The following is a 26,938-nucleotide window of genomic DNA, read 5'->3' on the forward strand; positions in this document are numbered from 1 at the left end:
GTAAATCATGCTCGGCTCGACCTCTGACCTGTCCGGAAAATTCGCGCTCGATACCAACAGCCTCGGCGACCTGAAACAGTCCGCCAAGGCCGGTTCGCCTGAAGCCTTGAAAGGCGCGGCGACGCAGTTCGAGTCCATGTTCGTCAACATGATGATGAAGAGCATGCGCGAGGCCACGCCGCAGGACGGCCCGATGGACAGCCAGGAGACCCGCACCTTCACCACCATGCTCGACCAGCAGATGAGCCAGAAGCTGGCCAAGCGCGGCATCGGCCTGGCCGACGTGCTGGTGCGCCAGCTGTCGGTGCAGCAGCAGGGCCAGGCGCTGGCCAAGCAGATGCAGTCGGGCGCGCTGGCGATCGGCGCCGACGCCGGCAGCGGGCAGGGCGCCGCGAGCGCCACGCGCCTGATGCGCGACGCCGACACCATGTCGACCGACGGCGCCGCTGCCGCTTCCGCCTCCGGCATCACCGGCAGCGCGCGCAGCACCAGCAATGCCGGCAAGCCGGCCCACGTGGTCGCCTTCCAGGACAAGCTGGCCGACGCCGCCGAGGAAGCCGAAAAGGCCACCGGCGTGCCGGCCAAGTTCATGATGGGGCAGGCGGCGCTGGAAACCGGCTGGGGCAAGCGCGTGATCCGCAACCAGGACGGCAGCTCCAGCAACAACCTGTTCGGCATCAAGGCCGGTCCGGGCTGGAAGGGCAAGGTCGCCACCGCCGTCACCACCGAGTATGTGAACGGCAAGCCGCATTCGCGCGTCGAGAAATTCCGCTCCTATGCCTCGCACGCGGACGCCTTCAAGGATTACGCAAGGATGCTCAGCAATAACCCGCGCTACGAAAAGGTGCTGGCCCACGGCGGCGACGCCGCCACCTTCGCCCACGGCCTGCAGCGCGCCGGCTACGCCACCGATCCGCAGTACGCGGCCAAGCTGTCGCGGATCATCAAGCACTCGCTTGCTTAAAGTTTTAGCGAGTCTTGCCGAAAACAACAGAGTACACAGGAAGAAGAGCACATGTCCCTCCTCAGCATCGGCAAGTCCGGTCTATACGCTGCCCAGGCGGCGCTGACGACGACCGGCCACAACATCACCAACGCCAACGTGGCAGGCTACAGCCGCCAGGTGGTGGTGCAGGAAACGTCGATTTCGATGGGGGGCAGCAATGGCTTTTACGGCACCGGTACCCAGATCGCCCAGGTCAAGCGCTATTCGGACGAGTTCCTGAACGCCCAGGTGCGTACCGCGCAGGCGGCCAACAGCGGACTCGAAGCCTACCAGGCGCAGGTGACCCAGATCGACAACCTGCTGTCCGATTCCACGGCCGGCCTGTCGCCGGCGCTGCAGGATTTCTTTTCGTCGGTGCAGAACCTGACCGGCGACCATGCCGGCGTGCCCTCGCGCGGCGCGCTGCTGAGCTCCGCCGACACGCTGGCGGCCCGCTTCCAGAGCATGAACCAGCGCCTGGAAGAGATCCGCAAGGGCGTCAACACCCAGGTCACTTCGAGCGTCAACCTCATCAACAGCTATGCCAGCCAGATCGCCAAGCTGAACGACCAGATCGGCAAGCTCGCGGCGGGCGACAACCTGAACCTGCCGAACGACCTGCTGGACCAGCGCGACCAGCTGGTGATGGAGCTGAACAAGCAGGTCAAGGCGACCGTCATCCCGGGCGATAACAACAGCCTGACGGTATCGATCGGTAACGGCCAGCCGCTGGTGGTCGGCTCGAGCGCCTTCCAGCTGGCGGCGGTCGGTTCCGCCACCGACCAGACCCGGATGACGGTCGCCTACGTCACCAATTCCAAGGTGTCGCCGATTCCGGAAAGCGCCCTGGCCGGGGGCGAGCTGGGCGGCGTGCTGGAATTCCGCAGCCAGTCGCTGGACCTGGCGCAGAATTCGCTGGGCCGCATCGCCCTGAGCCTGGCCCAGACCTTCAACGACCAGCACCACCTGGGCGTGGACGCCAACGGCAATCCGGGCGGCGACTTCTTCACGGTGTCGCCGGCCGAGGTCACCAAGAACGTCAACAACAACCAGACCAGCACCACCAAGGTCAGCGCCACCGTCGTCGACGCCACCCGGCTCACCACCAGCGACTATAAGGTCCAGTACGACGGCAGCAAGTACATGGTCTACCGCCTGTCGGACAACACGGCCACCGAGATCAAGGGCGACCCGCAGGTCATCGACGGCCTGTCGTTCTCGATCAGCGGCAGCGCCGCCGCCGGCGACAACTTCCTGGTGCGCCCGACCATCAACGGCGCCGCCAACTTCAAGCTGGCGCTGACCGACCAGTCCCAGGTCGCGGCCGGCTCCCCGATCACGACCAGCATTCCGCTCACGAACAACGGCACCGCCAAGATCAGCGCCGGCACGATCACCAAGGATTACCTGGCAGCGCCGCTCGCCGGCCCGGTGAACGTCACTTACTCGGGCGGTAACCTGGGCGGCCTCCCCGCGGGCCAGAAGGTGACGATGATGGTCGGCGGCACCCAGACCGATATCGCCGCCGGCGACCCGGTCCCGTTCAAGGACGGCGCCACCTATACCGTGGCCGGCATCAGCTTTACGTTGACGGGGCTGCCGAAGGACGGCGACACCTTCACCATCCAGCGCAATACCGGTCCGGGCGACACCCGCAACGCCAGCCTGCTGGGCGACCTGCAGTCGAAGACCATCCTCGACGGCGGCACCGCGACCTATCAGTCGTCCTATGCCCACATCGTCAGCGCGATCGGCAACAAGACCCGCGAGGTCCAGGTCAACGCGGAAGCCGCCGCGACCCAGCTGGAACAGGCGCAGGGCGCGGCCAACAACGTCTCGGGCGTGAACCTGGACGAAGAAGCGGCCAACCTGCTGAAGTACCAGCAGGCCTACCAGGCTTGCGGCAAGGTGATGCAGGTGGCCGATACCATCTTCAACGCGCTGTTGCAGATCGGTCATTAAATAAATAAGCGGAGCACACCATGGCTTTACGGATCAGTACGAGCGCCATCTTCGCGGCGGGAACGACCAAGCTCAATACGCTGCAGGCCCAGATGGCCAAAACACAGCAGCAGCTGTCCAGCAACCGCCGCGTCCTGACCGCGGCGGACGACCCGATCGCCTCGGCGCGCGCGCTCGAGGTGACGCAGTCGCAGTCGATGAACAACCAGTACGGCACCAACCGCACCAATGCCAAGACCTCGCTGTCGCTGGTCGAGAACGCCCTCGACGACGCCACCAACCTGCTGGAAGACGTGCAGACGCTGACGGTCCAGGCCGGCAACGGCACGCTGAGCGACACCGAACGCGGCATGCTGGCGACCGAGCTGGAGGCGCGCATGACCGACCTGCTGGGCGTGGCCAACAAGGCCGACGGTACCGGCGCCTACCTGTTCTCGGGCTACCAGACCACCACCATGCCTTTCGTGCAGACCTCGACCGGCGCCACCTACCAGGGCGACCAGGGCCAGCGCGTGCTGAAGGTGGGGGCGATCCGCAACATGGCCATCAGCGAAACCGGCAGCAACGTGTTCGAGAACATCCCGACCGGGAACGGCACCTTCCAGGTCAGCCCGAACAGCGCCAACCAAGGCAGCGCCACGGCCAGCACATACAGCGTGACCGACAGCTCGCAGCTGACCGGGCATAACTACAGCCTGAAATTCCAGGTGACGGGTTCGCCGGCGGTGACGACCTACACCGTGACCGACGCGAGCTCCAACACCGCCGTGTCGACCGGGACCTATACGGCCGGCCAGCCGATCACCTTCGGCGGCATGTCGATGAAGATCGACGGCGCGCCGGCCGACGGCGATTCGATGGACGTGCAGCCGAGTTCCAGGCAGTCGCTGTTCACCACCCTGACCAACCTGATCGGCGCGCTGCGCACGCCGACCGACACCCCGGCCGGCAAGGCCCTGATGAGCAATGGCGTGACGATGGCGGGCGCCAACCTGGGGCAGGCGCTGGACAACATCCTTTCGGTGCGCGCCTCGGTCGGCTCGCGCCTGAAGGAACTCGATTACCTCGACAGCAGCGGCCAGGACCTGGACATCCAGTACCAGACCACGCTGAGTGGCCTGCAGGACCTCGACATGGCCAAGGCGATCTCGCTGTTCACCCAGCAGCAGCAGACGCTGCAGGCTGCGCAGATGTCGTTCAAGACGATGTCGGGCCTGTCGCTGTTCAACTACATCAGCTGAGCGGCACGGCGCGTCAGAAGATATGCTCGGCTTCGGCGGGCGGCTGACCGTCACCTGCTCGCGCAGGAAGCTGGCCTGCTGGGCGGACAGCTCGCCGCAACTGCAGGATGCGCATCTGGTCGGCATAAGCGCTCCCGGATCGGAATGAAGGCAATAATTTACCTGTTGTGCAAGCGCCGGCATACACTTGAGCCATGACCATCGAACCGATCACCATCCGCGCAAGATTCAACCCGCTCATCAAGCCCTTCCTGGTCATGCAGATCGGCGTCGCGATGATGCTGACCATCGTCGGCATTCCGCTGGCGATCGTCTGGTTCCTCGGCGTCGGCCGCTGGTGGGCCCAGCATTATTTCGACAAGCTCGAATGCCAGCTGGGCGAGCGCAGCCTGCGCTACCGGAAGGGCATCCTGGTCACCACCGAAAAGACCATCCCGCTGGAGAACATCCAGGACGTGACCTTCATCGAAGGACCGATCCTGCGCCACTTCAACCTCAGCACCCTGAAGTTCGAAACCGCCGGGCACAGCGCCGGCCAGGCCTCGGACATGCGCCTGACCGGCATCATCGACGCCCAGGCCTTCCGTGCCAGGATCCTGCAGGCGCGCGAAGCCTTGCGCCATGCGCCGCAACAGAAAAGCGAGGGCGACGACCAGCTGGTCGTGCTGCGTTCGATCGAGGCGAAGCTGGGCGAGATTGCGGAGCTGCTGCGCGCCAGGCAGTAAAAAAATCAGGACGCCGGCACGATCGCCGCCGGCGGCGCGGCCGGCCGCGGCTGCCCCGGCCTTTCCGCGCCGGTGCGCGGGATCCGGCGGCTCGCCTCGATGCCCTGGTTGAACAGGTTCTGCAGCGGCGTGTTCAGGTAGGGAAGGGTCAGGCTCAGCACCAGCAGGCCGGTGCCCAGCGTGACCGGGAAGCCGATGCCGAACAGGTTCAGCTGCGGCGCGGCGCGGGTCAGGATCGCCAGCGCGACGTTGGTGATCAGGAGGGCCGCCACGATCGGCAGCGTGAGTTGCAGGCCCGCCGAGAAGATGCGGCCGCCCCAGCGTACCATCTCGAGCGGGGCGGCGAGCGACATCGGGGTGCCCGAGATCGGCAGCGTGAAGAAGCTTTCGACCAGCACCTGCACCAGCACCAGGTGAGCGTTCATGGCCAGGAAGGCCATGGTGGCGACCAGCGCGATGAACTGGCTGACCGCCGAGGAGCGTCCGGCCGAATTGGGGTCGAAGAAGCTGGCGAAGGAAAATCCCATCGTGGAGCTGGCGAGTTCGCCGCCGAACTCGATGGCGGCGAAGACGAGCCGCATCGAAAAGCCCATCGCCAGGCCGATCAGCATTTCCTGGCCGGCGATCAGGATGCCGGCCCAGGAGCTCGGGTCGACGGCGGGGATGGCGGGAATGGTCGGCGCGACGATCGCCGCCAGCAGCACGCCCAGGGTCAGCTTGACCAGCGAGGGCACGCCGGTATTGCCGAACACCGGCGCGGCCGCCACCAGGCCGAGGATGCGCGTCAGGGGCCACAGCAGGCCCCCGATCCACGCGTACAGCTCGGTGGTCGTAAACGAGATCAACCGATCATGCCCGGAATACCCGTGAACACGGTACGCATGTAGTCCGTCATCACGGTCAGCATCCACGGGCCGGCCAGCACCAGGGCGACGAACACGCCGACCAGCTTGGGGATGAAGGACAGGGTCTGCTCGTTGATCTGGGTCGCGGCCTGGAAGATGCTGACCACCAGGCCGATGATCAGGGATACCAGCAGCAGCGGCGCCGACACCATCAGGGTGACCTCCATGGCCGTGCGGCCCATCGCGATGACGCTTTCCGGAGTCATTCTCTGCAATCCTTAATTGAAGCTCTGGGACAGTGAACCCAGCAGCAGCTGCCAGCCGTCGACCAGCACGAACAGCATCAACTTGAACGGCAGCGAGATCACCGCCGGCGACATCATCATCATACCCATCGACATCAGCACCGAGGCGACCACCATGTCGATGATGAGGAAGGGGATGAAGATCGCGAAGCCGATCTGGAAAGCCGTCTTCAGCTCGCTCGTGATGAAGGCCGGGATCAGGACCCGCAGCGGCACGTCCTCGGGACCCTGCAGCGCCGGCGTGCGCGAGATCTTCACGAACAGCGCCAGGTCCGACTGGCGGGTCTGCTTCAGCATGAAGCCCTTCAGCGGCGCGGCGGCCTTGTCCATCGCCTCGCCCATCTGGATCCGGTTCTCCTGCAGCGGCACGTAGGCCTCGGTGTAGATGCGATCGAAGGTGGGGCCCATCACGAACAGGGTCAGGAACAGGGCCAGGCCGACCATCACCTGGTTGGGCGGCGCGGTCTGGGTGCCGAGCGCCTGGCGCAGCAGCGACAGCACGATGATGATGCGGGTAAAACTCGTCATCATCAGCAGGGCCGCCGGGATGAAGGTCAGCGCCGTCATCAAGAGCAGGGTCTGGACCGGCAGCGAGTAGGCGGTGCCGCCGCCCGGCGCGGGGCTGGTGGTGAAGGCGGGGATGGCGGGCGCCGCGACGGCGGCCGCGGCTGCGGCGAGCGACAGGGCCATCAGGCCGGCCGCCAGCAGGAAAGTCTGTTTACGCATTTACTTACGTTTGTCGATGGTCTGCTTCAGCCAGTCGGCGAAGTTGTTCGCTGCTTGCGATTGCGGCGCCAGCGTGGCACCGCTTCCGCTCATCTCGGCGCCCTCCTGTTTCGGCATCGTCGCCAGGGCGTTGATCCGGCCGGGCGAGGCGCCCACCACGATCCACTGATTGCCGACTTCGACCACCAGCACGCGCTCGCGCCCGCCGAGGTTGAGGGCGCCGACCACGCGCAGGTTGGCGCCGCCGGCGCCGGCCTTCGGACCGTAGCGCTTCAGGAACCAGGCGAGGGCGGCCAGCACGGCCAGCACCGCGATCAGGGCGAACAGGGTCTGCAGCAGGCTGCCGGTGGCCGAGCCGGACGGCATCTGGACCGGGGCGACAGTGGGCGCGCTGCGGTTGGCGGCGCCGCCGCCGACGGTGGTCTCGGGCGCGCCCGGGCTGGACGGGTTCATGACCGGCGCGTTGGCTGCCGGGGCAGGGACGGCCGGTGGCTGCACGGCCGGGGCCGCGGCATTGTCCACGGCGCGCGGCTGGGCACTTGCGGGGGGCGCCGGCTGCGCCATGGGGGTGGTGGCAGCGGGCGGCTCGGCCGCGCAGACGGCCAGCGGCAGCAGGAGGGAAAGGATGGTCAGCAGGCGCGCGCTTGTCGTCATTTATTCAGTTTGCGGATACGTTCCGATGGCGTGATGATGTCGGTGAGCCGGATACCGAACTTGTCGTTCACGACCACCACCTCGCCCTGGGCGATCAGGCAGCCGTTCACGAGCACGTCCATCGGCTCGCCGGCCAGGCCGTCCAGTTCCACCACTGAACCCTGCGCGAGCTGCAGCAGGTTCTTGATGGCGATCTTGGTGCGTCCCAGCTCCACCGTCAACTGTACCGGGATATCGAGAATGAAGTCGATATCGTTCGGCGTATCCGGGCGCAGGCCCTTGTTCGAAAAGTCCTGGAACACGGCGGCGCTGGCCGCCTGCTGTTGGCTGGCAAGCGCAGCGGCTTCCGCGGCCGCCTGTTCGGCGATCGCGGCGCCCCAGTCGTCGTCGAGGCTGCTCTGGTCGTCTTGGGTGTCGGACATGGAAATTCTCCGGTCGTATTACGTACTACGTGTTATTTGTTGAAGGTTTCGCTGTTGGCGATCAGTCTTTCGACTTTCAGGGCGTACTGCCCGTTCGATACGCCATAGGTGCAATCCATCACCGGCACGCCGTCGACGGTTGCCTGGATGGTTTCCGGCACCGAGATCGGGATCACGTCGCCGACCTTCATGTTCAGGATTTCGTCGAAGTTCGCCTTGCCGTGGCCGAGGACGGCCACCAGGTCCACCTCCGCCACCTGGATCTGCTGCGTCAGCAGGCGGATCCAGCGCTTGTCCACTTCGAGGGCCTCGCCCTGGATGCTGGACGTCAGCGCATCGCGGATCGGTTCGACCATCGAATACGGCATGCAGAAGTGGATCTGGCCCGACACCGAACCGAGCTCGATGGTGAAGGTGCACGATACCACGACTTCGTTCGGGGTGGCGATGTTCGCGAACTGCGTGTTCATCTCCGAGCGGATGTACTCGAATTCGATCGGGTAGACCGGTTCCCAGGACTTCGCATACGCCTCGAACACGATGTCGAGGATGCGCATGATGATGCGCTGCTCGGTCTGGGTAAAGTCGCGGCCTTCCACACGGGTGTGGAAGCGGCCGTCGCCGCCGAACAGGTTGTCGACCAGCAGGAACACCAGGCCCGGATCGAAGACCATCAGCGCGGTGCCGCGCAGGGGCTTCATGTGGATCAGGTTCAGGTTGGTCGGCACCACCAGGTTGCGGATGAATTCGCTGTACTTCGAAACCCGCACCGAGCCGACGGACACTTCGGCGCTACGGCGCAAAAAGTTGAACAGGCCGACCCGCAGATACCTGGCGAAACGCTCGTTGATGATCTCGAGCGTCGGCATGCGGCCGCGGACGATCCGCTCCTGCGTTGCCAGGTTATAGGTGCGGACTCCCGAGGTGTCTTCAGGAGCCGCGACATCGTCCTGATCGCCGTTGACCCCCTTGAGGAGGGCATCGACTTCTTCCTGTGAGAGAAAATTATCGGCCATGCTCTGTCAAGTCTTACTGAATGCTCATTGGATAATAAACTCGGTGAACAGGACGTCCGAGACATCCTGCTCGTCGCCGTGCGACACGAAAGGTATCTTGACCGCGGCCAGGATTTCGCCGGCCAGCTGCTGCTTGCCTTCGACCGTGTTGATCTCGGACGCCTTCTTGCCGGACAGGAGCAACAGCACGCGGCTGCGCACCTTGGCCATGTTCGCCTTGATGAGCTCAGTCTGTTCGGCGCCGTCGATCTGCAGCGTGAACGCGACGCGCAGGTACTGGTCGCCGTTTTCCGGCTGCAGGTTCACGGTAAAGGGTTCGATCGCCAGGTATTCCGGCGGCGCTTCCTTCTTGCCCTTCTTCTTGCTGCCGTGATCCTTCTTGGCTGTCTCGGCCGCTTCGGCGCCGCCGCTGCCGTGCAGGAAGTACCAGCCGGCACCGCCGCCCAGGCCCAGCACGAGCACGGCCGCGCCGATCATGATGAAGAGCTTGCTCTTGCCGCCCGCTGCCGGCGCCGCTGCTGCATCCGCTTTCGGATCAGCTTTCATTTTTGGATTCGCTTTCAAGATACCTCGGTCCCGCAGTGGTTCGTCCCGTCATTATGTCATTATCGGGAAAAAGTGAGCAGGAGCAATGGTTGAAAAGAGGGGAGATCGGGGGCTATCTCGTTGTTTCTTAGGCGAAAGTATCGACCATGCCGCGATTGCCGAGCGTTGCCGTGCGGGTGACCGGGCGGGCGTTCGCATCCTCGGTCCCGCTGCTGCCGTCGCCGCGGTCGCGGCCATTGCCGCCGAAGCCGCCGCCATTGCGCGCCGCCTGCTGCTGGGCCTGGCCGCTGTCGGGCATGCCGGCGTTGACGGTGGCGTTGCCCAGCGCGATACCGCTCTCGCTCATCATCTCGCGCAAGCGGGGCAGGGCATTCTCGAGGGCCTGGCGCACTTCTTCCTGGTTGGCGGAAAAGGTCACGCTGGCCTGGTCGTTGGTCACCGACAGCACCACCTGCAGCGGACCGAGGTCCGGCGGGTTCAGGGTCAGCGAAGCGGTCTGCTCTTCGCTGCCGACCATGTAGACGACTTTCTGGCCGACCTGGTGTTCCCAGGCATCGGTGCCGACCCGTGCGCCAAGGGCGTCAAAGGTGCCGGCAGCGGCCTGCACGGCTTCCATCACGGCCGGCTGGGCCTGGGCCAGCGCGGCGACGGCGGCCGCCGGTTCGCGGGCGGCGGCGGTTTCGCGCGCCTGCAGCAGGCTGAGTGCCGTGCCCGGTTCAGCGGAAGCGAGCTGCGGCTCGGCCTGGCCCTTGCCGGAAGCGGCCGCAAGGGCCGCGCGCAGGTCGGCGCCCAGCTTGCCGCCCGCATCCGCGGCCGCGCTCTTGTCGTCGGCACCGAGGGCGGCGCCGGCGGCGGCCAGGGCCGGGTTGCGCAGGGCCGCGGTGTCGGAGAAGGCTTTGCCGGCGGTGGTGGCAATGCCGGCGCCGTCCTTCGACACCGACTTCATCGACGCCTGCAATGCGGCCAGCTGGGCGGCGTCGCCGCGCTTGCCCTTGCCGGCGGCACCTCCCAGGGCGTCGTAGGCCTGGGCCGCGGCGTCGGCGGCGGGCAGGGCTTTCGCATCCTTCGGCTGCTGCAGGCTTGCCATCAGGGCCAGCATGGCGCTGGCCGGATCGCCGCCCTGGCCGGATTGCGCATCGTCCTTGCCGTCCTGGCTGTCCGCATCGTCGCCATCCCTGGCTTCGGTGGTCTTGCCGGCGTCGGCCGGCTTCGCGGCTTCTTCCGGTTTCGCGGCTTCCTGCGCGCCGGCGCCGCCGTCGGGCTGGGCCGGCTTGTCGGCGGCATTCGGCTTCGGCGCAGCCGTCTTCGGCGCGGGCGCGGGGTTCGGCGCCGGCTGGCGCAGTTCCATCTCGTTCGACAGCATGGAGCTGAACTGGGCGCCGTCGCTGTTGGCGGCAGCGCCATTGCGCTGGGCCGGCGCCTGGGCGTTGGTGTTCAGCTGGATCGGAAGGGAATTGGTCTGCATCGTTGTCTCGTTCAGCGTTTCATGCGTGCGGTGCGGGCCGCGAAGTCGTCCATCATCTTCTGGTCGCGCCTGGTCTCGATCGCCAGCGCCTGGGCCGCCGCGCGTTCGTTCAGGGTGCGGTAGGAAAGGCGTTTGCGCTCGCTCTCCTGGAAGGCCTTGCGTTCGGTGTCGGCCTTGTATTCGGCATGCTTGATCACTTCGCGCTGGCCGTTGATCGCGTTGTCCAGCTTGCCCAGGAAGGCCACGAAATTCGCGTAGGCGAAGGGCGTGATCCCGTTCATCTGGGCCTGGTCCAGGCGGTCCGCGTAATCCTGGCGGTAACCCAGCAGCATCTGCAGCTTCTGTTCGGCTTCCTCGACCGCCTTCAGTGCCACTCCCAGCCGCCTGGCGCGGTTGTCCGACTCGCGCTGTGCGAGGTCGACGAGGGTCTGGAGTGCGGAGGTATTGGCCATGGTAGGTCAAGTATATCGGCCGCGGCCTTCGCTCAATCAGCCGAACAGAGAGGTCAATTCCCCCAAGCTCTCCAGCATATTGGCGTTGTCGTGGATTTCCTGGCACAGGAAGGCCTCGATGCGCTCGTGCAGGACGATCGCCTTGTCCAGCACCGGATCGGTGCCGGCCACGTAGGCGCCCACGCTGATCAGGTCGCGCGAGCGTTCATAGCGCGAGTACAGCTGCTTGAGCGTGCGCGCCGCCTGCTGGTGCTCGCGCGAGGTGATGTTGTGCATCGCACGCGAGATCGACTGTTCGATGTCGATCGCCGGGTAGTGGCCGGCTTCGGCCAGGCTGCGGTTCAGGACGATGTGGCCGTCCAGGATGCCGCGCGCGGCGTCGGCGATCGGGTCCTGCTGGTCGTCGCCCTCGGACAGCACGGTGTAGAAGGCGGTGATCGAGCCGCCGCCTTCCGGGCCGTTGCCGGCGCGTTCGACCAGCACCGGCAGCTTGGCGAACACCGAAGGCGGATAGCCCTTGGTGGCCGGCGGCTCGCCGATCGCCAGCGCGATCTCGCGCTGCGCCTGCGCGTAGCGGGTCAGCGAATCCATGATCAGCATGACATTCTTGCCTTCGTCGCGGAAGTGCTCGGCGATGGCGGTGGCATAGGATGCGCCCTGCATGCGCAGCAGCGGCGGCGAGTCGGCCGGTGCCGCCACCACGACGGAGCGGGCCAGGCCTTCCTCGCCCAGGATCTGCTCGATAAATTCCTTCACCTCGCGTCCCCGTTCGCCGATCAGGCCGACCACGATCACGTCGGCCGTGGTGTAGCGCGCGATCATCCCCAGCAGCACCGATTTACCGACGCCGGTACCGGCGAACAGGCCGAGACGCTGGCCGCGGCCGACGGTGAGCATCGAGTTGATGGCGCGGATGCCGACGTCCAGGGTGTCCGTGATCGGCGCGCGTTCCAGCGGGTTGATCGGGCGCGCGTTCAGCGGGCCCATATCCGTGCTGTCGAGCGGCCCCTTGCCGTCCAGCGGGCGGCCGGCGCCGTCGACCACGCGGCCCAGCAGGCCCCAGCCAACCGGCAGGTGGCGTGCGCGGTCCATCGGGCGGCGGCGCGGATGATCGACGCTGCCGGGCTTCGGCACGCTCGGCTCGACCGGGAACACGCGCGAGCCGGGCACCACGCCTTCGACGTCGGATTGCGGCATCAGGAACAGCCGTTCGCCCTCGAAGCCGACCACTTCGGCCTCGATGCGCGCACCCGATGGGTTGCCGGACGAGGCAACCGGAATCGTGCAGGCGCTGCCCACCGCCAGCTTCAGGCCGACGCATTCCATCACCAGGCCGGCCACGCGCGTGACGCGGCCCGAGACCTGCATCGGCTCGACGAAATCGAGCAGGTTGCCGCAGTCCTTCAGGTAGGACTTCCAGCGCGCGGTGTGGCGGTCAGCGCATTTCGAGCCACTCATACCAGCCACTGCACGTCGCGGCCCAGGGCATGCGCCAGGCGCTGCCAGCGCGATCCGATCTGGGCGTCGATCTGGTTGCTGGCGGTGTCGATGCGGCAGCCGCCGCGTGCGACATGGGCGTCTTCGACGATGCGCCAGCCGGTCTTTTCGAGTTCGTGGCCGATGCCGCCGCGGACGATCAGGGCGTCTTCCGGATGCAGGACCAGCAAGGCAGGCTGCTGCAGGGTCGGCAGGTAGTCGACCGCTTCGCGCACCACCGGCAGGATCAGTTCGGGGCGTACTTCGAAGGCAGTGCGCACCATGTTCTTCGCCAGGTGCAGGGCCAGTTCGAGCACGTCGGCGGCGATCGCTTCGTCGGCCTGGGTAACAGCGTTGCCGAAATCGGCGGCGATGCCCTGCAGATGGCTCAATTCGGCGGCGGCTTCGGCGCGGCCTTCGGCCAGGCCGTCTTCGTAGCCGCTGGCGTGGCCGGCGGCGAGGCCGGCTTCATGGCCTTCGGCATAACCCTGCTGGCGCGCCGCTTCGCGGATCGCCTCGAGTTCTTCTTCGCCGATCGGCGGTGCGATGGGGGGCGGGGCGGCTTCGAGCGCGCGCTGGGCCGCCAGTGCCTGGGCCTGGGCTTGCGCGGCGGCTTCGGCCGCCTGGCGTTCGGCGACTCTGCTTTCGCGCTCGTCGCCGAAGGAGGTCATTTCCCAGCGCTTGAACATGGGCTGGAAGTCTTTCGAGTTCACCATCAGACGAACGAGTCCTCACCTTTGCCGCCCAGGACGATCTGGCCTTCGTCGGCCAGGCGGCGGACGATCTGCAGGATCTGCTTCTGCTGGGATTCCACTTCGGACAGGCGCACCGGTCCCTTCGATTCGAGGTCTTCGCGCATCATCTCGGCGGCGCGCTGCGACATGTTCTTGAAGACCTTTTCGCGCAGGTCCTGCGAGGCGCCCTTCAATGCGATGATCAGCATCTCGGACTGCACTTCGCGCAGCAGCAGCTGGATGCCGCGGTCGTCGATGTCGATGATGTTATCGAACACGAACATCTCGTCCATGATCTTCTGGGCCATGTCGTTGTCGTAGTTCTTGATGTTCTCCATGACCGAGCTTTCCTGCTCGCCGCTCATGAAGTTCAGGATCTCGGCCGCGGTGCGCACGCCGCCCAGCGAGGATTTCTTGATGTTCTCGTTGCCCGACAGGAGCTTGGTCAGCACGTCGTTCAGTTCGCGCAGGGCGGCCGGCTGGACACCGTCCAGGGTCGCGATACGCAGCACCACGTCGTTGCGCAGGCGGTCGGTGAAGTAGGCCAGGATCTCGCAGGCCTGGTCGCGCTCGAGGTGGACCAGGATGGTGGCGATGATCTGCGGGTGTTCGTTGCGGATCAGTTCCGCCACCGAGGGCGAGTCCATCCACTTCAGGCTCTCGATGCCGGAAGCGTCCTTGCCGCCCAGGATGCGGTTCAGCAGCACGGCGGCCTTGTCGTCGCCCAGCGCCTTGGTCAGCACCTGGCGGATGTACTCGTCCGAGTCCAGGCCGACGGTCGACTGCAGGTCGACGCGCTCGCGGAATTCGCCCAGCACGGTGGTCACCTCCTCGTGCTGCACCGCCTTCATCTGCGCCATCGCCGCGCCCAGCTTGAGCACTTCGCGGGGGCCGAGGAATTTCATGACCTCGGCCGCTTCGGATTCGCCCAGGGCCAGCATCAGGATGGCCGCCTTGTTGACGTTGTCTTTGTCTTTGTCGCTCATGTCTTATTCGGCACCCAGCCATTCCTTGATCACGTTCGCCACGATGCGCGGGTCGTTCTGCGCAAGGGTCTTGGCCATCTCCAGGTTGCTCTTGTAGACGATGACCTGCTTCTGTTCTTCCGCTTCGCGCGCAATGCGTGCGATTTCCTCGTGGTCCGGTTCCGGTTCCGGCTCCGGCTCTTCCGGTTCCGGCTCCGGCGGCATCTCGACCGCCTGGTCGAATTTCTTCATCACCGGCTTCATGATCGGACGCAGGATACGGTACCAGAGGAACAGCAGCACCAGCGCGATGAACACCCACTTCGCGACGTCCTTCGCCATCGGCAGGTTGTTCGGGTCCTTCCACCAGTCCGGGACCACGTCGGCCGGCTTGTCGACGCCGTCGAACGGGGCGTTGGCCACGTTCAGGGTGTCGCCGCGCGCCTGGTTGTAGCCCATCGCCTGCTTGACCAGTTCGTTGATCTGGGCGACTTCGGCGGCGGTGAGCGGCTTGATCGCGACCTTGCCGGTCTTCGGATCGACGCTGCGGCGGTAGTTGACCACCACGCCCACGGTCAGGCGCTTGATGCCGCCCATCGGCTTCTGCTCGAAGCGCAGGGTCTTGTCGACTTCGTAATTGGTGGTGGCGTTCTTGCTGGTCGGGCCGGCGGCCGCTGCCGCGGGGCTGGCCTGCGGGCCGGTGCCGTCGATCGGGGCGGTGGCCACGCCCGGCGGCTGGTTCGACAGCGCGCCCGGGATGCCGGACGGGTTCTGGCTGCCCGGACCGGTCGACTCCGAGGTCTGCTGGCTGCGGATCGCCTGCGGTTCCGGCGGCGAATTCGGCTTGTACAGCTCGGCGGCGGTGTCGACCTGGGCGAAGTCCACTTCGGCGGTCGCCTCGGCGCGTACATTGTTCTGGCCGACGATCGGGGCGATGATCGACTCGACCTGCTTGACGATGTTCTGCTGCAGGGCTTCGACGTACTTCAGCTGGTTCGGATCGAGCTGCTTGCCGTTCTTGGCGCTGGTGTCCGAGAGCAGGGTGCCGTTCTGGTCGACCACCGTTACGTTGGACGGGGTCAGTTCCGGCACCGACGATGCCACCAGGTGCACGATGGCGCTGACCTGGGCCTGGTCGAGGGTGCGGCCCGGCTGCAGGTTGAGCAGCACCGAGGCGGTGGGCTTCTGCTGGTCGCGCACGAACACGGACGGCTTCGGCAGGGCCAGGTGCACGCGCGCCGACGATACCGCCGACACCGACTGGATCGAATTCGCCAGCTCGCCTTCCAGCGAGCGCTGGTAGTTGACCTGCTCGACGAACTGCGAGGTGCCCAGCTTCTGGTTCTCGAGCAGTTCGAAGCCGACATTGCCGGCGCGCGGCAGGCCCTGGGCGGCCAGCTTGAGGCGCACATTGTGCACCTGCTCGGCCGGGATCAGGATCGCGGTACCGCCTTCGGAAAACTTGTACTTGACCCCCATCTGGTCGAGCGAAGCGGTGATCGCGCCGCCGTCGCGGTCGCTGAAGTTCGAGAACAGCACCTTGTAGTCGGGGGCCGAACTCCACAGCCAGATCGCGGCGATGACGGCCATAGTGGCCGCGATCGCGCCGCCGATGACGACTCTCTTGCCCATCGGGGTTTCCCAATACTTCGGCTTGGGTTCGGCCTGGGCGCCGGGATCGTCGTCGAGGAGGGTTTCCGCTGCTGTTGCCATGGTTGGTGGTCGGGGATGTAGGGTAGTTGAACGCCATTATGAAGCCGTACGGCAACATCCAAACCCGGGAAAAGGAGGGTGTTTACGGTGCTGCTCGAAGGCAGGCATTGCCGAGGCGCTGATATTCTGACAGCCTGAATGAACCTGTTTTCAAGAGGCGGACATGAATATCGGCGGAATCGACAGCAGCCGCATCGAAGCGATGATGGCGCAACTGAAGGCGGCGGCCACCAGGCCGGCCACGCCCTCGGCCGGCTCGGCGTCATCGGCGCTGGCTTCCGGCGGCATCGGCGGGATCGGCGGCCTGGGCAAGACGGGCGGCGCGGAAGGCGTCGAGTCGTCGTCGAAGGTCAGCTTCTCGGATGCGCTGAAAGCCCAGCTGGACAATGTCAGCAAGGCCCAGGACCAGGCCGACGACATGGGCAAGAAGTTCGCCGCCGGCGACGATTCGGTCAGCCTGTCCGATACGATGATCGCAATGCAGAAGGCCAGCATTACCTTCCAGGCGACCGTGCAGGTGCGCAACAAGCTGGTGTCGGCCTATCACGAGATCATGAACATGCAGGTGTAGCCCGGGTAGGGCCGCTGCCTGCTGAGGCGGGCCTCGAGGGCGGCCGTCAGTTCGGCCGCCATATTCGCATCGACCGGATCAGAAAAAGTGGATTTCAGGCCTCTCCAGATAATGCGGATCGCATTTGCTGAGTACCCGGTGTCTCAATTCAAAGAACTGGCGCAGGTAAACTTTCTCATCGGTTAGGGCGAACGCCAGTTTGAGTGCGTTCAGCGTGAACAGTTCCTCTCTGTAAGGGAAATACAATACGTGCGACCATGGCATTTTCGATATGTCGTAATTTGCCACGCGCGGTCCGCCGTCCAGCGCGAGAATCAGGGAGCAGATCCGCTCCATGATAAAGACCTTCATGTGGACCGGCCCTTTGGAGTACGGGGCGCCACTGTTCAGGAGGCCGGCCAGTTCGCTGTCCCTGCTTTCCGCGATATCAAACAACTTTTCCGTAATGGCAAACCATTTTTTCCAGAAAGAAGGTTTCGCGACGACGTAATTGCAGTAAATGCTGCTGGTGAAGTCCATCACGAGGGAATCGAAGGCGACTTTGAGGTCGATGGTCTTCAAGAATCGCTCGGTGGTGGGAATCAAGCCAGGGTGATGTCGATTTCCCTGCTCAAACGTATTCAGGTAGCAAGCAGCTTCCTGGATAAAAGGGGAGAACGTATAGACATCATGGTCGGGATTGGTTTCGATAAACTCGTAAACCTGTTGCCCGGTCAAATTGGTCTTGTTGCGAAAGTTCGGTGAGAAGAAGCCATACAACTCGTCGTCTTTGACATCATTCTCGAGAAAAAAGTTCCGTATAGGCCAATATTCCCGCCAATCGGGACGCGGGTTGCCCGCGTTTTCCAGAGGGATGAAATTTGGGTCGACCTGCTGCCTGCTGTTGCTGTCGTAATAAATCTGGAAGATGTTGATTTTCATCTGCTTTCTCTAAATGCTTTAAGTGCAATGCCTGTTCCATGTTGATCAACGGGAAACGATTCTCTGCGAAGTCGTCCTCGTGTAGTTGCCTCACGGCATCATCTTACTATGGAAAGTCGTCGGTGAATGCCTTGAACAGCGGCGGATCTTGCGCCCAATTTTGCGCGGCGCAGGATTGACCGCCAGAGTCCTTGGCAGAAGCTTAAGTGCGCACAGCGGCTGGCAGCAGTAATCGGATTTGCCTGCCAGCACGTGCGCGCTGGCAGGCATCAGACCAGGCCGGCCAGGCGGGCGTTGCGTTCGCGCTCGAGCTTGGTGATGTAGCGCTGCACGGCGGCGAGGTTGCCGCGTGAGATGTCGACGAACTGGCAGCCGAGGCGGCGGTTGGTCTTGTTGTTCAGCAGGGTCAGGTCCAGCGAGTTGCGGACCTGCAGCGAGGTCATGACCGGGCCGATTTCCGGCAGCTCCAGGCGGCAGCCGATGTAGGTTTCGCCGATGGTGGTGCCGAGCACCTGTTTGTTGTCGAGGATGGCGATGCCGCCGCAGCTGATATCCGCCAGCGGGAAGGTCTCGAGCTTGCCGCCCAGTTCCGCGGCCAGGGGGATGGTCACGCGCACCGGATTGCTGACCGGCGTCGCCATCCGGTAGAACTCGCGGCGCTGCAGGCGGATCAGGCTGGCGGGGATGTTGGCGCGCACCGCGGTGCCGCCGTCGTAGCTGATCTCGCGCAGGCCATCGGCGCCGAACAGGATGCGGATCTTGTCGAGCGAAGTCTCGCAGCGCACCGTGCCGGCGACGACCATGCGTTCGATCTGCTCGCGGCTGACCGGGCGGTCGAGCACCATGGTATTGGTGTCCGGATCGACGTCGAGGATCGAGGTGACGCAGACGTCGGCCTCGCCCCGGATCAGCACGCGGACGAGCTGGTTCTTTTCGGCGATCTGGCGCAGCAGCGCGACGATTTCCCTGCGCGACTGGACTTCATAGTCGTGCCAGGCTTCAAGTTCGGCTTCAGTAATTGCTTGCATCTATTCCAACCGGTGATTCTTCTGGTTGCAGGAGTCGCGTCGTGTCCGTGGGCGGAGCTAAGGCCTGGCCGGTAGTTTGCGCTGACTCAATATAATAAAGCCATGCCAACAGTTCGGCAATGGCGCGATACAGGGCGGGTGGAATCTGCCGGTCGAGGTCGACTTCCATGAGCAGCGCCACCAGTTCCTTCGACTCGTGCACGAACACGCCGGCGTCGCGCGCGCGTTCGATGATCTGTTCGGCGACCAGGCCCTGGCCCTTGGCCACCACTTTCGGCGCCGGATCGCCGGCGCCATAGGCCAGTGCCACCGCATGCTGGCGGCGGCCGTTATCGTCGCTCGTCATCGCCATGGATCGCCAGGGTGTTCAGCGGCGTGCCGGCGGCGGCCAGGGCGTCGGCCAGGCGGCCGCTGCCGGCTTCCAGCAGGACGCGTGCCGATTCCGGCGCGTCGAGGCGGATGTGCAGCTGGTCGCCGGTCAACACGACCTGCGCCTTGACCTCGCCCAGCTGCCCGAAGCGCAGCCGCAGGCTGCTTTGCCAGCTGCCGCGGGCGCCATCGCCGTCGCCGTCATGCCGGCCCGGCTCGCGTTCGGGCGTGTCGCGTTCGATCTCCCAGCGCAGCTCCTGGCCCGGCCACAATTGGCCCTGCCAGGCCACGCGCGCCTGTTCGTGGGCGTTCAACTGCTGGTTGATGAGCTGGGCGGTGGCCGGGTCCGAGGGCGGCGGCATGCCGCGCGCCTGCGGTTCGGCGGCCAGGTCGGCCAGCGGACGCGCACCCTGCGCCCACTCGGCGACGTGGGCCTCGTAGAACAGGCCGCTCTTCGCCAGCCCCTCCTGCAACGCCGCCGCGACCCGGGCGGCGTCCGCGCTCGGCGCCGCCAGCAGCGGCGTGCGGCCGGCGACAGCCGCCGCCGCGCCATCCTTCTGGGCCGCGGCGATCACCTCGCCCAGCAGCTTGCCGGCGGCGCTGATCGACGCATGTTCGGTGTCGGCGCCCGCCTCGGGCAGCCCGGCCGCCGCCAGGCTGGTGGCCAGCATGGCGGCGGCGCGGACCGGCGCCGCGGCGCCGCCGCCGATCCATGACAGCGGCAGCGCCTGGCGGAAGTCGCCCTCCGGCGGCGCCGGCCGGGTTTCGGCGAAGGCGCTGCCCTGGCCGGTCTGGAGCTGGAAGGTGGGACGTGGGGTCAGCGCCACCAGGGTCAGCGGCAACTGGCTGCCGACCTGGGTGCCGGACGGCAGGGAAAGGCGTGCGGCCAGGTCGTTCATGCGCACGACGAAGCTGCCGTCGGCCAGGCGCGCCAGCACCTGGGCCTGCAAGGATTTGCCCAGCAGGCTGGCCAGCGTGGGCTGGCCCGCCTGCTGGCGGGTATGGGCGGTCGCCTCGATGCCGGCGACCGGCACGGTCTGGCCGACCGGATTCGCGCCGGTGGAAGTGAGGCGCGTGGCCATTTCCGCCTCAGACGCCTCCGTAGGCGTTGACCAGCCTGCGCTGGGTGGTGGTGCTGTTGATCATTGCCGACAGCTTTTCCATCCACGGCATGGTGAGGTCGCGGATGTGGCGGTCGGCATCGAGGATCTTCTTGATCAGCTCGACCTTGCGCTGGCGTCCTTCAGGGGCGAGCGCCACCTCGCCGCTGTCGCGCAGGCGCGCCACGTGGAGGGTGCACGACTGCTCGAGCTCGACCAGGCGGTCCCATTCGGCGCTGCGGGCCGCATTCAGCATTTCGCCGGTGATGCGCTCGAGCGTCTCGTAGGTCGACAGCATTTCGTCGCCGGTCATCATCATGCGCTCGCCAGGATGGCTGCCGCGCTCGGGACTGCCGCCGCGGGCGCCGCCGGCTTCTTGCCGATCGAGGCCCAGGCGTCGCGCAGGTCGACCAGCAGGACCTGCACTTCGTCCAGCATGTCCACCGAGTTCTTCAGGTTGGCCTGCAGCAGGCGGTCGGTCATGTAGCCGTAAAGACCATCCAGGCTGTTGGCGATGTCGCCGCCGGCCTTCTTGTCCAGGCTGGCGCGCAGGCCGTCGTTGACGATCTCGATGGCGCGCGAAATCGATGCGCCTTTTTCCTGGATCTTGCCAGCCTTCATATGCAGGCGTGCGGAGTGGATCGCGGCGAGTGCGCCGTCGAACAGCAGGACGATCAGCTCATGGGGCGACGCGGCGACCACCGAGGTCTCCAACCCTACCTTGGCGTAAGCTTGCACGCCGCGTGGCGTCATTCCAAACATCTTGAACCTCCGTGTGAAACTTTTCGATTTGAACGGACTGTAATGTACCTAGTTAACGGCCGGATTCATCCGAACTTAAGAGCAATGAATCCATGCTATTTCACTGCTTGGCCGGCTTTGTCATAGTGTCAAGCTCGGCGCGCACCCGCCCCAGGACCGTGCTCCATGGCTCGCCGCGCTGCTGGCGGATCAGGCGGGCGCGCGGATACCACGGGCTGTCGCTGCGATCCAGCAGCCAGCGCCAGTCCGTGGTGGCCGGCAGCAGGATCCAGACCGGCTTGCCGAGGGCGCCGGCCAGGTGGGCGATGCTGGTGTCGACGGTGATGACGAGATCCATCGCCGCGCACAGCGCCGCCGTGTCGCCGAAGTCGGCCAGGCGCTCGCCGAAGGCGCGCACCGGGCTGGCGGCGAGCAGGGCGGCATCCTCGGGACGGTGGCGGTCCTGCAGCGAGACGAAATCGCAGGCCGGGCTCAAGAGGCCCGCAAGCGTGGCGAAATCGATGCTGCGCCGCTGGTCGTCCCTGTGTTCCTGGCTGCCGCGCCAGGCCAGGCCCACGCGCGGTTTGTCCGCCGGTCCGAGCAGGGCGGTCCAGGCGGCGACCCTGGCGGCATCGGCCCGCACGTAGGCCGGCGGTGCGGGGATGGTATCGAGGGTGCTGCCGAAAGCCAGCGGCAGCGACATCAGCGGGCAGTGGTAGTCGAACGGCGGCAGTGCCTCGCCGCGCGCCAGGACCATGGCCGGTCCGGCCAGGGTGCGCATCAAACCCACCAGCGTGGGCGGCACCTCGAGGATGACGCGGGCGCCGCGCGCCGCCGCCAGCGTGGCGTAGCGGCAGAACTGCAGGGTGTCGCCGAGGCCTTGTTCTGCGTGCAGGAGGATGGCCTTGCCGGCCAGGTCCTGTTGCCCCAGCCACAGCGGCTGTCCAAACTCACGCCGCTGGCGCGACACCGACAGGTGGGCGACCCGCCAGCGCCACTCGTAGCCGCGCCAGCCTTCGGCGAAGCGGCCGTGGCGGAGATGGAGCAGGGCCCGGTTCCAGTGGGCCTCGGCATTGCCGGGCTGCAGCCGCAGCGCGGCGTCGAAGCTGTGCAGGGCGTCGTCGTGGCGCCCGAGTTCCTGCAGGACGGCGGCGCGGTTGTTCCAGGCCTGGCCATCGTCCGGCTGCAGCGCCAGCGCCTGGTCGTAGCAGGCCAGCGCCTCATCGAAGCGGCGCAGTGCCTGCCAGGTGTTACCATAGTTGTACCAGGCGTCCACATTGGCGCGGTCCAGGTCCAGCGCCCGCGCATAGCTGGCCAGCGCCTCCTCGAGGCGGCCGCCCGCCTTGAACACATTGCCCAGGTTGCCGTGCAGGGCCGAGACACCGTCGCCGGTTTCGCGGGCGGCCAGCAGGAATTGCTCCGCCGTGGCGAGGTCGCCGGCCTGCCAGGCGAGGATGCCGACGTGGTGCAGCAGGTCGAACTGGCCGGGCTGCAGCAGCAGGGCCTGTTCATAGGCGGCCAGGGCCTCACGCAGCGCGCCTTGGCGGTGCAGTTCGAGTCCCTGGTCGAACAGATGCGCGGCCCGAGGATCGATGAAGCCGCTCATCTGGCGCTCCCCGCCAGCGCATCGAGGTCGGCGCGCACCCGGGCCAGCACGGCGCTCCAGTCCTCGCCGTATCCCTGGCGGACCAGGCGCGCGCCCGGATACCAGGGGCTGTCGCTGCGCTCCAGCAGCCAGCGCCAGTCCGGCGCATACGGCAGCAGGATCCAGACCGGTTTGCCGAGGGCGCCTGCCAGGTGGGCGATGCTGGTGTCGACCGTCACCACCACGTCCATGGCGGCGCACAGGGCGGCAGTGTCGCTGAAGTCGTGCAGCTGTGCGCCGAGGTCGCGTACCGCGCCGGCGGCGGCCAGGGCCGCCGCGTCGCTCGCGCGGACTTCCTTCTGCAGCGAGACGAATTCGCAGGCCGGCGTAAGTGCCTGCGCGAATTCGGCGAAGGCGATGCTGCGGTGATGGTCGTTCGTGTGGCCCGGATTGCCGCTCCAGGCCAGGCCGACGCGCAGCCTGGTGGCCGGGCCCAGCAGCGTACGCCATTGCGCGACCCGCTCCGGTGCGGCGCGCAGATAGGCTGGCGCGGCCGGGATGGTGGCGAGTTCGGTGCCGAACGCCAGCGGCAGGCTCATCATCGGGCAGTGGAAGTCGAAGTCCGGCAGCGCCTCGCCACGCGCGACCACGCGGGGTGCGAGGCCGGACAGTAGCCGCGCCAGCGGCGGCTGCACCTCCAGGATCACGCTGGCGCCGCGCGCCGCCAGCAGGCCGGCGTAGCGGGCCATCTGGATGGTGTCGCCCAGGCCCTGTTCGGCCCACAGCAGGATGGTCTTGCCGGCAAGGGGCTGCTTGCCCAGCCACGGCGGCTGCTCGAAGCGCTGCAGTTCGCCGGCCTGCATCAGCTGGTCGACCTTCCAGCGCCATTCGAAACCTTGCCAGCCTTGCGCCAGGCGTCCGCGCAGCAGCGCCAGCAAGCCGAGGTTCCAGTGGGCGGCGGCGAGTTCCGGGTCGAGTTCGATGGCGTGCTCGAGGTCGGCCTGGGCCGCATCGAAGCGTCCCAGGTCCTTGAACAGCTTGGCCCGGTTGACCAAGGCGTCGGCATAGTCCGGGCGGCAGGCCAGCGCGCGCGCGAAGCTGTCCAGCGCGGCCTCGTGCCGGCGCAGCCGCAGCAGCAGGTTGCCGCGGTTGTTGTGGGCTTCGGCGTGCTCCGGTTGCAGCTTCAGCGCGGCATCCAGACTCGCCAGGGCGGCGTCCAGGCGGTCCATGTCATTCAGCGCCCGCGCGCGGTTGACATGGGCGTCGGCATAGTCCGGGCGGCAGGCCAGTGCGCGCTCGAAGCTCTCCAGCGCCGCTTCCTTGCGCCGCTGGCGCATCAGCACGTTGCCGCGGTTGTTGTGGGCTTCGGCATGTCCCGGCTGCAGCCCGAGCACGGCGTCGAGGCTGGCCAGCGCTTCCGCCAGCAGTCCGAGCTTCTGCAGCGCCACGGCGCGGTTGTTCCAGGCTTGCACCAGGCCGGGATCGAGCGCGAGCGCGCTGTCGTAGCCGGCCAGCGCTTCCTCGTGACGGCCCAGCGCCAGCAGGGCGTTGCCGCGGTTGTAATGGGCGTCCGTGTATTCGGGGGCGATTGCGAGCGCCTGCGCGTAGGCGGCCAGCGCCGCCTCATGGCGGCCGGAGGCCTTCAGGACGTTGCCGAGCGCGTTCCATACCGCCACCGCGCCGCCGTCGATCTCGAGGGCGGCGTACTGGAATCGTTCCGCGGTGGCGTAGTCGCCGGTCTGGTGGGCGAGGATGCCGATGTGGTGCAGCACCGCGGCATAGCCCGGCCGCAGTTGCAGCGCCTGTTCGTACGCCGCCAGCGCCTCGCCCAGCGCGCCCTGGCGGTGCCACTCGAGCCCCTCGGCAAACAGCCGCTCGGCCCGGGGGGCGATCGAGCCGCTCATGGCTGGTTTCCCGCCAGGGCGTCGAGGTCGGCGCGCACGCGCGCCAGCACGGCGCCCCAGTCCTCGCCGTGCTGCTGGCGGTACAGGCGCGCACTCGGATACCACGGACTGTCGCTGCGCTCCACCAGCCAGCGCCAATCGGCCGCATACGGCAGCAGGATCCAGACCGGCCTGCCGAGCGCGCCGGCCAGGTGGGCGATGCTGGTGTCGACCGCCACCACCACATCCAGGGCGGCGCACAGGGCGGCGGTGTCGGTGAAGTCGTGCAGCCGTGCGCTGAGGTCGCGCACCGCGCTGTCCGCCAGCAGCGGCAGGTCGGCTTCGCGATGTTCCTTCTGCAGCGAGACGAACTCGCAGGCCGGCGTGAGCACCCGAGCGAATTCCTCGAAGGGGATGCTGCGGTTGTGGTCGTTCTTGTGGGCGGGATTGCCGCTCCACGCCAGGCCCACGCGCGGGCCGCGGGCGGGGCCCAGCAGCTCGTGCCAGTCACGTTCGCGTGCTGGGTCGCTGGACAGGTAGGCGTCCGGGGCCGGAATCGTGGCCAGCGTGGTCTTGAATGCCAGCGGCAGGCTCAGGATCGGGCAATGGAAATCGAAGGCCGGCAGCGCGTCGCCCTTGGCGATCACCTCGGCGGCGCCTGGCAGGGGCTGCATCAGCCTCACCAGCGGCCGCTGGACTTCGACGATGACGCGCGCGCCGCGCGCCGCCACCATCGGCACGTAGCGGCAGAACTGCAGCGTGTCGCCCAGTCCCTGCTCGGCATACAGCAGGATGGTCTTGCCCGCCAGGTCCTGCTGGCCGAGCCACAGCGGCTGGGAGAAGTCGCGGTTTTCGCGGAACACCGCCAGGTGCTCGGCTTTCCAGCGCCATTCGTAGCCGCTCAGGCCCTCGCCGAATTCGCCCATCCGCATGCACACCAGCGATTTGTTCCAGTGGGCGGCGACGAAGTCGGGCTTGAGCTCGATCGCCTTGTCGAATTCGCGCAGCGCCGCATCGAACTGGCCGATGCCCTCGTACAGGTTGCCGCGGTTGTTGTAGATCATCGGCTCGTTCGGGTTCAGCGCGATTGCGGCGTCATAACTGGCCAGCGCGCCTTCGATGTCGTCCATGTCCTGCAGCAGGTTGCCGAGATTGAGGTGGCCGCTGATTTCCTTCGGCGCGAGCGCGATCGCGCGGGTCAGGCTTGCGCGGGCGGCGTCGTGGCGGCGCAGCCTTTGCAGGGCGATGCCATGCCCGATCAGCGCGTTGTAGTGCGCCGGCGCGAGCGCGATCGCGCGCTCGTAGGCTTCCACGGCCTCTTCGAAGCGGTCCAGTTCGCGCAGCGTATTACCGCGCACGACCTGGGAATCGGCGTCATCGTCTTCCTTCAGGGCGATCGCCCTGTCGAAGCTGGCCAGCGCCGCCTGATACGCTTTCCGGCGATGCAGCAGCAGGCCGCGGTGGAGGTGGGCCAGGCGGTTGTCGGGATCGGCCGCGATCGCCGCCTGCAGGCATTCCAGCGCCTCGTCGTGGCGGTCGCATTCCATCAGTAGCCTTCCGCGCTCCAGCTGGGCCTCGGCATAGGCGGGCCTGAGCGTGGCCGCGCGTTCGTAGGCAGCCAGAGCGCCATCGTGGTCGCCGCGCGCGCGCAGCAGGTCGGCCTTGCGCTTGTGGGTTTCGGGCACGTCGGGGCCCAGCGCCAGCGAGCGCGCGTAGCTTGCCGTCGCCTGCTCGTAAAGACCCAGCGCGGCCTGGTTGGAAGCGAGGTTCGACCAGCCGTCGGCGTAATCGGGCTGGATTTCGATGGCGGCCTCGAAACTGCGCATCGCCTCGTCGCGGCGGTGCAGGTAGACCAGGATGTTGCCGCGGTTATTGTGGGCAGCGGCCAGGCCGGGCGCCAGGGCCAGGGCTTGGTCGACGCTCGCGAGCGCCGCGTCGTAGCGTTTCAGATCTTGCAACACGACCGCGCGGTTGTTCCAGGCCGAAACGTCGCCCGGCAGCAGCGCCAGCGTGCGCTCGTAACTTTGTAGTGCGTCCTCGAGCCGGTCGAGGCGCCGCAGCACGTTGCCGCGGTTGTAGTGGGCATCCGCATTCGCATCGTCCAGCCGCAGCGCTTCGTCGTAGCAGGCCAGCGCCGCCTCGTGCTGGCCGAGGGCCTGGTACACATTGCCCAGGTTGCCATAAGCGGTCGACACCCCGGCGTTGCGCTCGATGGCGGCGCCGATGAACTGCAGGGCGATGTCGTGCTTGCCCGTGTGATAGGCCGCGATGCCGATGTGGTGCAGGGCGTCGAAATGATCCGGCTCGCGTTGCAGTACCTGTTCATACAAGTGGACGGCCGTTCCCAGGTCGCCGCGGCGGTGCGCGTCCAGTCCCTGGGCGAAGAATTCGTCGGCTTGGCTCGGTGCTGCTTGGTCGATGGTGTGCATGCGCGGGATGTCCTGTTAAAGAAAACGCCGGCGCTGACGAAAACGGCAACAGCAGCGCGGGCGAGTTTTGACAGCCAGC

28 protein-coding genes are annotated in these 26,938 nt (G+C 66.5%); 6 read left to right on the top strand and 22 right to left on the bottom strand.

Features of this window, described 5'->3' with window-relative positions; translation table 11 throughout:
- Nucleotides 1-7: 7 nt before the first annotated feature.
- The 5 genes from flgJ to AC1DOQ_RS08380 are packed head-to-tail and all read left to right on the top strand — an operon-like array spanning nucleotide 8 to nucleotide 4,913.
- On the top strand, nucleotides 8-964 hold the full coding sequence (gene flgJ, locus AC1DOQ_RS08360) for a flagellar assembly peptidoglycan hydrolase FlgJ (protein ID WP_477362091.1): 957 nt from the start codon (nucleotides 8-10) through the stop codon (nucleotides 962-964).
- A 51-nt stretch (nucleotides 965-1,015) separates the two neighbouring features.
- Entirely contained in the window at nucleotides 1,016-2,947 is a 1,932-nt protein-coding gene (gene flgK, locus AC1DOQ_RS08365; protein WP_477362093.1) for a flagellar hook-associated protein FlgK, read from the top strand.
- A 20-nt stretch (nucleotides 2,948-2,967) separates the two neighbouring features.
- The gene (gene flgL / locus AC1DOQ_RS08370) at nucleotides 2,968-4,188 is read left to right on the top strand and encodes a flagellar hook-associated protein FlgL (protein ID WP_477362095.1); all 1,221 of its coding nucleotides are present in this window, start codon (nucleotides 2,968-2,970) and stop codon (nucleotides 4,186-4,188) included.
- A 22-nt stretch (nucleotides 4,189-4,210) separates the two neighbouring features.
- Nucleotides 4,211-4,336 carry a hypothetical protein gene (locus AC1DOQ_RS08375; RefSeq protein ID WP_477362097.1) on the top strand — a complete coding sequence of 42 codons (126 nt, stop codon included), beginning with the start codon at nucleotides 4,211-4,213 and terminating at the stop codon, nucleotides 4,334-4,336.
- 46 nt (nucleotides 4,337-4,382) lie between these two features.
- A complete protein-coding gene (locus tag AC1DOQ_RS08380) occupies nucleotides 4,383-4,913 on the top strand; it encodes a PH domain-containing protein (RefSeq protein ID WP_477362099.1) in 531 nt (176 codons plus the stop codon).
- A 5-nt stretch (nucleotides 4,914-4,918) separates the two neighbouring features.
- Here AC1DOQ_RS08380 and fliR read toward each other — a convergent pair whose 3' ends face one another.
- The 13 genes from fliR to fliF all read right to left on the bottom strand — a co-directional run bounded on the left by fliR (nucleotide 4,919) and on the right by fliF (nucleotide 16,232).
- Nucleotides 4,919-5,758 (bottom strand): flagellar biosynthetic protein FliR, encoded by an 840-nt coding sequence (gene fliR / locus AC1DOQ_RS08385; RefSeq protein ID WP_477362101.1) that lies wholly within the window; start codon nucleotides 5,756-5,758, stop codon nucleotides 4,919-4,921.
- Nucleotides 5,755-6,024: a flagellar biosynthesis protein FliQ gene (fliQ, locus tag AC1DOQ_RS08390; protein ID WP_442122354.1), complete on the bottom strand. Its 270-nt coding sequence runs from the start codon at nucleotides 6,022-6,024 to the stop codon at nucleotides 5,755-5,757. The genes fliR and fliQ overlap by 4 nt, the downstream gene beginning before the upstream one ends.
- 12 nt (nucleotides 6,025-6,036) lie before the next feature.
- Nucleotides 6,037-6,789 carry a flagellar type III secretion system pore protein FliP gene (gene fliP, locus AC1DOQ_RS08395; RefSeq protein WP_477362103.1) on the bottom strand — a complete coding sequence of 251 codons (753 nt, stop codon included), beginning with the start codon at nucleotides 6,787-6,789 and terminating at the stop codon, nucleotides 6,037-6,039.
- On the bottom strand, nucleotides 6,790-7,443 hold the full coding sequence (gene fliO, locus AC1DOQ_RS08400) for a flagellar biosynthetic protein FliO (protein ID WP_477362105.1): 654 nt from the start codon (nucleotides 7,441-7,443) through the stop codon (nucleotides 6,790-6,792). It lies immediately after the preceding gene.
- Nucleotides 7,440-7,865, bottom strand: a complete 426-nt coding sequence (fliN, locus tag AC1DOQ_RS08405) for a flagellar motor switch protein FliN (RefSeq protein ID WP_477323147.1) — start codon at nucleotides 7,863-7,865, stop codon at nucleotides 7,440-7,442. Before fliN ends, fliO begins: the two co-directional genes overlap by 4 nt.
- 32 nt (nucleotides 7,866-7,897) lie before the next feature.
- Nucleotides 7,898-8,881 (bottom strand): flagellar motor switch protein FliM, encoded by a 984-nt coding sequence (gene fliM, locus AC1DOQ_RS08410; RefSeq protein ID WP_442122358.1) that lies wholly within the window; start codon nucleotides 8,879-8,881, stop codon nucleotides 7,898-7,900.
- Between the two features lie 24 nt (nucleotides 8,882-8,905).
- The gene (fliL, locus tag AC1DOQ_RS08415) at nucleotides 8,906-9,427 is read right to left on the bottom strand and encodes a flagellar basal body-associated protein FliL (protein ID WP_477362107.1); all 522 of its coding nucleotides are present in this window, start codon (nucleotides 9,425-9,427) and stop codon (nucleotides 8,906-8,908) included.
- A gap of 127 nt (nucleotides 9,428-9,554) precedes the next feature.
- Nucleotides 9,555-10,892: a flagellar hook-length control protein FliK gene (locus tag AC1DOQ_RS08420; protein ID WP_477362109.1), complete on the bottom strand. Its 1,338-nt coding sequence runs from the start codon at nucleotides 10,890-10,892 to the stop codon at nucleotides 9,555-9,557.
- An 11-nt stretch (nucleotides 10,893-10,903) separates the two neighbouring features.
- On the bottom strand, nucleotides 10,904-11,344 hold the full coding sequence (gene fliJ, locus AC1DOQ_RS08425; protein WP_477362111.1) for a flagellar export protein FliJ: 441 nt from the start codon (nucleotides 11,342-11,344) through the stop codon (nucleotides 10,904-10,906).
- Nucleotides 11,345-11,380: 36 nt separating this feature from the next.
- Nucleotides 11,381-12,802, bottom strand: coding sequence for a flagellar protein export ATPase FliI (gene fliI / locus AC1DOQ_RS08430; protein WP_477362113.1), 1,422 nt, complete (start codon nucleotides 12,800-12,802; stop codon nucleotides 11,381-11,383).
- Nucleotides 12,799-13,536, bottom strand: coding sequence for a flagellar assembly protein FliH (fliH, locus tag AC1DOQ_RS08435; protein ID WP_477362115.1), 738 nt, complete (start codon nucleotides 13,534-13,536; stop codon nucleotides 12,799-12,801). Before fliH ends, fliI begins: the two co-directional genes overlap by 4 nt.
- On the bottom strand, nucleotides 13,536-14,540 hold the full coding sequence (gene fliG, locus AC1DOQ_RS08440) for a flagellar motor switch protein FliG (protein ID WP_477362116.1): 1,005 nt from the start codon (nucleotides 14,538-14,540) through the stop codon (nucleotides 13,536-13,538). Before fliG ends, fliH begins: the two co-directional genes overlap by 1 nt.
- Nucleotides 14,541-14,543: 3 nt before the next feature.
- Nucleotides 14,544-16,232 carry a flagellar basal-body MS-ring/collar protein FliF gene (fliF, locus tag AC1DOQ_RS08445; RefSeq protein ID WP_477362118.1) on the bottom strand — a complete coding sequence of 563 codons (1,689 nt, stop codon included), beginning with the start codon at nucleotides 16,230-16,232 and terminating at the stop codon, nucleotides 14,544-14,546.
- Nucleotides 16,233-16,395: 163 nt separating this feature from the next.
- Here fliF and fliE point away from each other — a divergent pair, with 163 nt between their 5' ends.
- Nucleotides 16,396-16,803: a flagellar hook-basal body complex protein FliE gene (gene fliE, locus AC1DOQ_RS08450; RefSeq protein WP_477362120.1), complete on the top strand. Its 408-nt coding sequence runs from the start codon at nucleotides 16,396-16,398 to the stop codon at nucleotides 16,801-16,803.
- A 78-nt stretch (nucleotides 16,804-16,881) separates the two neighbouring features.
- Here the strand turns inward: fliE and AC1DOQ_RS08455 are convergent, their stop codons facing one another.
- The 9 genes from AC1DOQ_RS08455 to AC1DOQ_RS08495 form a co-directional block, all read right to left on the bottom strand.
- Nucleotides 16,882-17,724 (bottom strand): hypothetical protein, encoded by an 843-nt coding sequence (locus AC1DOQ_RS08455; protein WP_477362122.1) that lies wholly within the window; start codon nucleotides 17,722-17,724, stop codon nucleotides 16,882-16,884.
- Between the two features lie 269 nt (nucleotides 17,725-17,993).
- Nucleotides 17,994-18,752 carry a flagellar brake protein gene (locus AC1DOQ_RS08460; protein WP_477362124.1) on the bottom strand — a complete coding sequence of 253 codons (759 nt, stop codon included), beginning with the start codon at nucleotides 18,750-18,752 and terminating at the stop codon, nucleotides 17,994-17,996.
- Nucleotides 18,736-19,098, bottom strand: coding sequence for an EscU/YscU/HrcU family type III secretion system export apparatus switch protein (locus tag AC1DOQ_RS08465; protein ID WP_477362528.1), 363 nt, complete (start codon nucleotides 19,096-19,098; stop codon nucleotides 18,736-18,738). The genes AC1DOQ_RS08460 and AC1DOQ_RS08465 overlap by 17 nt, the downstream gene beginning before the upstream one ends.
- Nucleotides 19,082-20,203, bottom strand: a complete 1,122-nt coding sequence (gene fliK / locus AC1DOQ_RS08470) for a flagellar hook-length control protein FliK (RefSeq protein WP_477362125.1) — start codon at nucleotides 20,201-20,203, stop codon at nucleotides 19,082-19,084. Before fliK ends, AC1DOQ_RS08465 begins: the two co-directional genes overlap by 17 nt.
- A gap of 7 nt (nucleotides 20,204-20,210) precedes the next feature.
- Nucleotides 20,211-20,540, bottom strand: a complete 330-nt coding sequence (locus AC1DOQ_RS08475; protein WP_477362127.1) for a flagellar protein FliT — start codon at nucleotides 20,538-20,540, stop codon at nucleotides 20,211-20,213.
- Nucleotides 20,537-20,974: a flagellar export chaperone FliS gene (fliS, locus tag AC1DOQ_RS08480; RefSeq protein ID WP_477362129.1), complete on the bottom strand. Its 438-nt coding sequence runs from the start codon at nucleotides 20,972-20,974 to the stop codon at nucleotides 20,537-20,539. Before fliS ends, AC1DOQ_RS08475 begins: the two co-directional genes overlap by 4 nt.
- Before the next feature lie 109 nt (nucleotides 20,975-21,083).
- Nucleotides 21,084-22,568 (bottom strand): glycosyltransferase family 9 protein, encoded by a 1,485-nt coding sequence (locus AC1DOQ_RS08485; protein ID WP_477362131.1) that lies wholly within the window; start codon nucleotides 22,566-22,568, stop codon nucleotides 21,084-21,086.
- A complete protein-coding gene (locus AC1DOQ_RS08490) occupies nucleotides 22,565-24,451 on the bottom strand; it encodes a tetratricopeptide repeat protein (protein ID WP_477362133.1) in 1,887 nt (628 codons plus the stop codon). Before AC1DOQ_RS08490 ends, AC1DOQ_RS08485 begins: the two co-directional genes overlap by 4 nt.
- Entirely contained in the window at nucleotides 24,448-26,859 is a 2,412-nt protein-coding gene (locus tag AC1DOQ_RS08495; RefSeq protein ID WP_477362135.1) for a tetratricopeptide repeat protein, read from the bottom strand. Before AC1DOQ_RS08495 ends, AC1DOQ_RS08490 begins: the two co-directional genes overlap by 4 nt.
- Between the last annotated feature and the right edge of the window lie 79 nt (nucleotides 26,860-26,938).

It is taken from the genome of Massilia sp. 01N417 (assembly GCF_056399645.1).

Coding starts and splice junctions, on each gene's coding strand:
- flgJ (WP_477362091.1), top strand. CDS start 8: ATGCTCGGCTCGACCTCTGACCTGTCCGGAAAATTCGCGCTCGATACC.
- flgK (WP_477362093.1), top strand. CDS start 1,016: ATGTCCCTCCTCAGCATCGGCAAGTCCGGTCTATACGCTGCCCAGGCG.
- flgL (WP_477362095.1), top strand. CDS start 2,968: ATGGCTTTACGGATCAGTACGAGCGCCATCTTCGCGGCGGGAACGACC.
- AC1DOQ_RS08375 (WP_477362097.1), top strand. CDS start 4,211: ATGCTCGGCTTCGGCGGGCGGCTGACCGTCACCTGCTCGCGCAGGAAG.
- AC1DOQ_RS08380 (WP_477362099.1), top strand. CDS start 4,383: ATGACCATCGAACCGATCACCATCCGCGCAAGATTCAACCCGCTCATC.
- fliQ (WP_442122354.1), bottom strand. CDS start 6,024: ATGACTCCGGAAAGCGTCATCGCGATGGGCCGCACGGCCATGGAGGTC.
- fliP (WP_477362103.1), bottom strand. CDS start 6,789: ATGCGTAAACAGACTTTCCTGCTGGCGGCCGGCCTGATGGCCCTGTCG.
- fliO (WP_477362105.1), bottom strand. CDS start 7,443: ATGACGACAAGCGCGCGCCTGCTGACCATCCTTTCCCTCCTGCTGCCG.
- fliN (WP_477323147.1), bottom strand. CDS start 7,865: ATGTCCGACACCCAAGACGACCAGAGCAGCCTCGACGACGACTGGGGC.
- fliM (WP_442122358.1), bottom strand. CDS start 8,881: ATGGCCGATAATTTTCTCTCACAGGAAGAAGTCGATGCCCTCCTCAAG.
- fliL (WP_477362107.1), bottom strand. CDS start 9,427: ATGAAAGCTGATCCGAAAGCGGATGCAGCAGCGGCGCCGGCAGCGGGC.
- AC1DOQ_RS08420 (WP_477362109.1), bottom strand. CDS start 10,892: ATGCAGACCAATTCCCTTCCGATCCAGCTGAACACCAACGCCCAGGCG.
- fliJ (WP_477362111.1), bottom strand. CDS start 11,344: ATGGCCAATACCTCCGCACTCCAGACCCTCGTCGACCTCGCACAGCGC.
- fliI (WP_477362113.1), bottom strand. CDS start 12,802: ATGAGTGGCTCGAAATGCGCTGACCGCCACACCGCGCGCTGGAAGTCC.
- fliH (WP_477362115.1), bottom strand. CDS start 13,536: ATGGTGAACTCGAAAGACTTCCAGCCCATGTTCAAGCGCTGGGAAATG.
- fliG (WP_477362116.1), bottom strand. CDS start 14,540: ATGAGCGACAAAGACAAAGACAACGTCAACAAGGCGGCCATCCTGATG.
- fliF (WP_477362118.1), bottom strand. CDS start 16,232: ATGGCAACAGCAGCGGAAACCCTCCTCGACGACGATCCCGGCGCCCAG.
- fliE (WP_477362120.1), top strand. CDS start 16,396: ATGAATATCGGCGGAATCGACAGCAGCCGCATCGAAGCGATGATGGCG.
- AC1DOQ_RS08455 (WP_477362122.1), bottom strand. CDS start 17,724: ATGAAAATCAACATCTTCCAGATTTATTACGACAGCAACAGCAGGCAG.
- AC1DOQ_RS08460 (WP_477362124.1), bottom strand. CDS start 18,752: ATGCAAGCAATTACTGAAGCCGAACTTGAAGCCTGGCACGACTATGAA.
- AC1DOQ_RS08465 (WP_477362528.1), bottom strand. CDS start 19,098: ATGACGAGCGACGATAACGGCCGCCGCCAGCATGCGGTGGCACTGGCC.
- fliK (WP_477362125.1), bottom strand. CDS start 20,203: ATGGCCACGCGCCTCACTTCCACCGGCGCGAATCCGGTCGGCCAGACC.
- AC1DOQ_RS08475 (WP_477362127.1), bottom strand. CDS start 20,540: ATGATGATGACCGGCGACGAAATGCTGTCGACCTACGAGACGCTCGAG.
- fliS (WP_477362129.1), bottom strand. CDS start 20,974: ATGACGCCACGCGGCGTGCAAGCTTACGCCAAGGTAGGGTTGGAGACC.
- AC1DOQ_RS08485 (WP_477362131.1), bottom strand. CDS start 22,568: ATGAGCGGCTTCATCGATCCTCGGGCCGCGCATCTGTTCGACCAGGGA.
- AC1DOQ_RS08490 (WP_477362133.1), bottom strand. CDS start 24,451: ATGAGCGGCTCGATCGCCCCCCGGGCCGAGCGGCTGTTTGCCGAGGGG.
- AC1DOQ_RS08495 (WP_477362135.1), bottom strand. CDS start 26,859: ATGCACACCATCGACCAAGCAGCACCGAGCCAAGCCGACGAATTCTTC.